Below are 4,634 nucleotides of genomic sequence, written 5' to 3'. Positions count from 1 at the left end.
CCTAGAGGAAACATTCAGCATATTGTTGATACAGCAAAAGCTGGTCAGTTGTTGGGAATGAAGCTTATATATTTGGAAGCTGGAAGTGGAGCCGGAGAACCACTTACTAAAACTATTATTAGTAGGGTTAAACAAGAATTGAATATTCCTTTAATAGTAGGAGGTGGAATTAGAAGTATAGTTCAATTAGACCATGCCTTTAATGCTGGTGCAGAGTTAGTAGTTATCGGAACCGCTTTTGAAGAAGATGAATCGTTTTTTGAAGAATTAAGAGAGAAAAAAGAATCAAGATGATAGAATAAAGATAAAGGGACGCGCTCTTTTCTCTATTTTATTTCCATTATCTCATATAAATGAAAATATCTGTAGAATTAACTTTAACACCATTGCATGACGATTACGAACCTGCAATTATTAATTTCATCAAAAAACTAAGAGCATCTGACTTAAATGTGCTTGAAAACCCATTAAGTACCCAAGTTTATGGTAATTATGATGAAGTTATGCATCTACTTACTACTGAAATAAAAGAAGCCTTCGAATTAATTGAAAGCGGCTTATTGTATATGAAAATTGTAAAATCTGACAGACACGACTATGAACCCCATTTTTGAGTTTTTCTTTGGACAATATTCCGAATATGAAACTATAGATATTGTTCTTGAAATTGTAGCAGTATTTTTTGGCTTCCTTTCTGTATGGTTTTCAAAACAGAACAAGGTTTTGGTTTTTCCAACAGGTATGATAAGTACTGTTATTTTTGTGTACTTATTGCTTAAATGGGAATTGTTAGGAGATATGATGATTAATGCTTACTATTTTATAATGAGTGTTTATGGATGGTATATCTGGACAAGAAAAGTGGATGATAAACATGTTACTCCAATTTCAAGAATGTCTTTCAACGAAAAAAAAATAAGTATAGCTATATTTTTAGTAACCTTACTATTTGTATTTTTAGTTTACCAAGCGTTTGATAAATGGACAAGTTGGGTGGCTTATGTTGATACCATAACTACAGCTATATTCTTTGTAGGTATGTGGTTAATGGCCAGGCGAAAATTAGAAAATTGGATTTTCTGGATTATTGGAGATGTCGTTTCTGTTCCCTTGTACTTTTACAAAGGTTTCACATTTACTAGTTTACAATATTTAGGTTTTACATTTATTGCCATTTTTGGATATTTAGCATGGAAGAAAAGTATAGACAACAACCCGCTAACTGCGTAAAAGTAGTTTTATTCGGGCCCGAATCTACAGGAAAAACGACACTGTCTCGTCATTTGGCGCGTTATTATAATTCGGTTTGGGTACCTGAATATGCCCGCGATTATTTACAGAAAAAATGGAATGACGAACGAAAGACCTGTGAGCCAAAAGATTTATTGCCCATTGCAGAAGGGCAAATGAAACTTGAAAATGAATTGGCACAAAAAACAAACTCTGTTTTAATTTGTGATACCGATTTGTTAGAAACCAAAGTATATTCTGAAACGTATTACTTAGGGAGTTGTAGTCCCATTCTTGAAAAATATGCTTTAAAGAATTCGTACGATTTGTATTTTTTAACCTATATTGATACACCTTGGGAAGCTGATGATTTGCGTGATAAGCCTGAACACAGACAAGAAATGTTTGAAGCTTTTCAAAACACACTAATAACATATAATAGACCATATGTAATTCTAAAAGGAGATAAAAAAACACGTTTAGAAACAGCGGTAAATCATATAGACAAGCTATTAAACCTTAAGATATAATGTTTTCGGATAAAGATATTCAACAAATAGAAAGTAAAAGCATTACAATTGATGCAGTAAAGGCACAAGTATTACGAATTAAAAATGGTATGTCTTATTCAAATTTAATTGCGGCAGCAACTACAGGAGAGGGGATTGAGGAATATAATGATACGGAAACCAAGGCATTAATTAAATTTTATCAAGCTAAACAAAACGAGCTGTCTACAGTCAAGTTTGTTCCCGCTTCTGGTGCTGCATCACGAATGTTCAAATTTTTGTTTCAGTTTTTAAATAATTTTGATGCTTCAAAAGAAAGTCTCAATGACTATATTGAAAAAGCCAATGATGTTTTAATAAAAACATTTGTTTCAGGATTAGAAGACTTTCCTTTTTATGAGTCTGTTTTGTCAAAACTTAAAGCGACACATCCAAATTTCAATAACTTATCAACCGATGAGTTATATGCTGAGTTTGTAAAGACGATGCTCAATGAAGATGCTTTAAACTATAGTTTTTTTCCAAAAGGGTTATTACCATTTCATAAATATGCAGATGGATCATTAACAGCTTTCCATGAACATTTATTCGAATCTACTTTGTATGCATCATCAAACGGATATGCGAATCTTCATTTTACAGTTTCAGAAAAACACCAAGACTATTTTAATTCAGAATTAAATAAGTTTAAAAGTTCACTTGAAGAAAAAACAAGGACAATTTTCAATATTTCATTTTCATATCAAAAGGAAGCTACGGAGGTTTTAGCTTTAACTACAAATAACACTATTTTCAGGAATGATGATGATTCTATTTTATTCAGACCAGCTGGTCATGGTGCTTTATTAGAAAATTTGAACGACCTAAATAATGACATTATATTCATAAAAAATATTGATAATATTGTTGTCGCAGATATGAATAGAAAAGTATCTGAATACAAAAAATTACTTGCTGGTGTACTTCTAGAAGTACAAGATCAGACTTTTAAATTTTTGAAGCAGCTTGAAAATAATTCTGTTTCCGAAGATGATTTAAAAGGTATGGTGAATTTTGCATCAAATAAAATGAATTTGGTTTTTGATGATAACTTTGAGCGTTTAAATTCTGATGAAAAAATAACTTACTTAAAAGAGAAACTTAACCGCCCAATTCGTGTTTGTGGTATGGTTAAAAATGAAGGCGAGCCAGGAGGTGGTCCATTTTGGGTAAAAGATGAAAACGGTAATACATCATTGCAAATTGTTGAATTTGCGCAGATAGATATTGATAATAGCGCACAGTCTGATATTGTTAAAAACGCAACACATTTTAATCCTACCGATTTAGTTTGTGGTGTAAAAAATTATAAAGGCGAAAAATTTAATCTTATGGATTTTGTTGATCCAGAAGCAGCATTTATAACGATGAAAACTCAAAACGGAATAGATATTCAAGCACTTGAGTTACCTGGTTTATGGAATGGAAGTATGGCGTATTGGAACTCCATTTTTGTAGAGGTACCTCTTGAAACTTTTAATCCAGTCAAAACGGTAAATGATTTATTAAAACCGGTTCACCAAGTTTCTTAATGTTTTATGAAGAAGCCATATTACATGAATTAACTTTTAAAGCCATTAGAAGTTCGGGAAGTGGTGGGCAACATGTTAACAAAGTATCTTCAAAAGTTGAATTAACATTTAATTTGTCAGAATCACTCTTATTCGATGATGATCAAAAGGAGCGTCTTCTGCGTAAACTTCAAAATAGATTAACAAAAGAAGGTGTCCTTATTTTACAGTGTGGAGAAAGTCGAAGCCAGCATAAAAACAAAGGAATTATTATAAAACGCTTTTTTAGTATTATTGATACAGCTTTAATAATACCAAAAAAACGAATTCGCACTAAAATTCCTAAGTCAGTTATTAGAAAGCGATTAAAAAACAAACGAAATCGTTCAGAGAAAAAAGCAAATAGAAAAAAACCAAATCTCGATTAAAAAAACCATAATTTGTAAATCGAAATCCATAAATCTAACATATCTTTGCAGCGTTCTCAAAAAAGGGGTGCCTATTATCGGCTGAGATCATACCCATTGAACCTAGAACAGGTAATGCTGTTTAGGAAACGAGCGTAAAGAAAACGTTCAGTGAACGTTTTTAGCGAGTGCGATTAGTTCATATTATCATGATGCTAAGCATAAAGCTGAATTTTAACTGAAAATTTCTAACGCTCAAAAACTAATAATTAATAATAAAGAATAATTACCTCTTTTTATTCGATTATAAACATAATCGTAATGAAAAACATTTTTCTTTTTTTAACACTCTTAGTGTTATCAGTCAGTGCTAACGCGCAACAAAATCAAAAAATTCAAGACTCTACTAAAACAGAAAAACTAGATGAAGTTTTAGTAAAAGCAGTACGTGTAGATGCGGATTCTCCAATCACACACTCAAATGTATCCAAGAAACAATTGGCTAAACGTAATTTAGGACAGGATATCCCTACGCTTTTAAACTTTTTGCCATCGGTAGTCACTACAAGTGATGCAGGTGCAGGAGTTGGTTACACAGGAATCAGAGTGCGTGGAACAGATGCAACTCGTGTGAATGTGACTATCAACGGAATTCCTTATAACGACCCAGAAAGCCAAGGCACATTTTGGGTGAATTTAGGAGATTTTGCTTCATCAACAGAAAGCTTGCAATTACAACGCGGTGTGGGAACATCTACAAACGGTTCAGGTGCGTTTGGAGCAAGTTTAAATTTATTGACTGATGCATTTTCAGAAGAAGCCTCTGGAGAAATTTCGAATAGTTTTGGTAGTTTTGGAACTAGAAAACATACTGTGAAATTGAGTACAGGACTACTTAATAATCATTTCGAGATTTCAGGACGTTTTTCTAAAATAGA

Annotated in this window: 7 protein-coding genes; all 7 read left to right on the top strand. The window is 32.4% G+C overall.

The window, feature by feature from the left end; all coding sequences use genetic code 11:
• Window positions 1–294, top strand: a 294-nt coding sequence (locus tag QZ260_RS05870) for a geranylgeranylglyceryl/heptaprenylglyceryl phosphate synthase (protein WP_295983876.1), incomplete at its 5' end; no start/stop codon positions are given.
• A gap of 59 nt (window positions 295–353) precedes the next feature.
• Complete coding sequence (locus QZ260_RS05865) at window positions 354–614, top strand: hypothetical protein (protein WP_295983873.1); 261 nt, start codon at window positions 354–356, stop codon at window positions 612–614.
• Window positions 598–1,230 carry a nicotinamide riboside transporter PnuC gene (pnuC, locus tag QZ260_RS05860; protein ID WP_295983869.1) on the top strand — a complete coding sequence of 211 codons (633 nt, stop codon included), beginning with the start codon at window positions 598–600 and terminating at the stop codon, window positions 1,228–1,230. The genes QZ260_RS05865 and pnuC overlap by 17 nt, the downstream gene beginning before the upstream one ends.
• Window positions 1,191–1,760 carry an ATP-binding protein gene (locus QZ260_RS05855; protein ID WP_295983866.1) on the top strand — a complete coding sequence of 190 codons (570 nt, stop codon included), beginning with the start codon at window positions 1,191–1,193 and terminating at the stop codon, window positions 1,758–1,760. Before pnuC ends, QZ260_RS05855 begins: the two co-directional genes overlap by 40 nt.
• The gene (locus QZ260_RS05850; RefSeq protein ID WP_295983864.1) at window positions 1,760–3,310 is read left to right on the top strand and encodes a DUF4301 family protein; all 1,551 of its coding nucleotides are present in this window, start codon (window positions 1,760–1,762) and stop codon (window positions 3,308–3,310) included. The genes QZ260_RS05855 and QZ260_RS05850 overlap by 1 nt, the downstream gene beginning before the upstream one ends.
• Window positions 3,310–3,717 carry an alternative ribosome rescue aminoacyl-tRNA hydrolase ArfB gene (gene arfB / locus QZ260_RS05845; protein WP_295983862.1) on the top strand — a complete coding sequence of 136 codons (408 nt, stop codon included), beginning with the start codon at window positions 3,310–3,312 and terminating at the stop codon, window positions 3,715–3,717. Before QZ260_RS05850 ends, arfB begins: the two co-directional genes overlap by 1 nt.
• 300 nt (window positions 3,718–4,017) lie before the next feature.
• A partial coding sequence (locus QZ260_RS05840) for a Plug domain-containing protein (RefSeq protein WP_295983860.1) occupies window positions 4,018–4,634 on the top strand: 617 nt, incomplete at its 3' end.

It is taken from the genome of uncultured Algibacter sp., from assembly GCF_905480415.1.
Classification (GTDB): domain Bacteria; phylum Bacteroidota; class Bacteroidia; order Flavobacteriales; family Flavobacteriaceae; genus Algibacter_B.
Note: the sequence above shows the minus strand (reverse complement) of the source record. Positions and strands in the feature narration are given on the sequence as shown.

What these genes read in the sequence shown, in the direction of transcription:
- QZ260_RS05865 (WP_295983873.1), top strand. Translation starts at nt 354, where the DNA reads ATGAAAATATCTGTAGAATTAACTTTAACACCATTGCATGACGATTAC.
- pnuC (WP_295983869.1), top strand. Translation starts at nt 598, where the DNA reads ATGAACCCCATTTTTGAGTTTTTCTTTGGACAATATTCCGAATATGAA.
- QZ260_RS05855 (WP_295983866.1), top strand. Translation starts at nt 1,191, where the DNA reads ATGGAAGAAAAGTATAGACAACAACCCGCTAACTGCGTAAAAGTAGTT.
- QZ260_RS05850 (WP_295983864.1), top strand. Translation starts at nt 1,760, where the DNA reads ATGTTTTCGGATAAAGATATTCAACAAATAGAAAGTAAAAGCATTACA.
- arfB (WP_295983862.1), top strand. Translation starts at nt 3,310, where the DNA reads ATGTTTTATGAAGAAGCCATATTACATGAATTAACTTTTAAAGCCATT.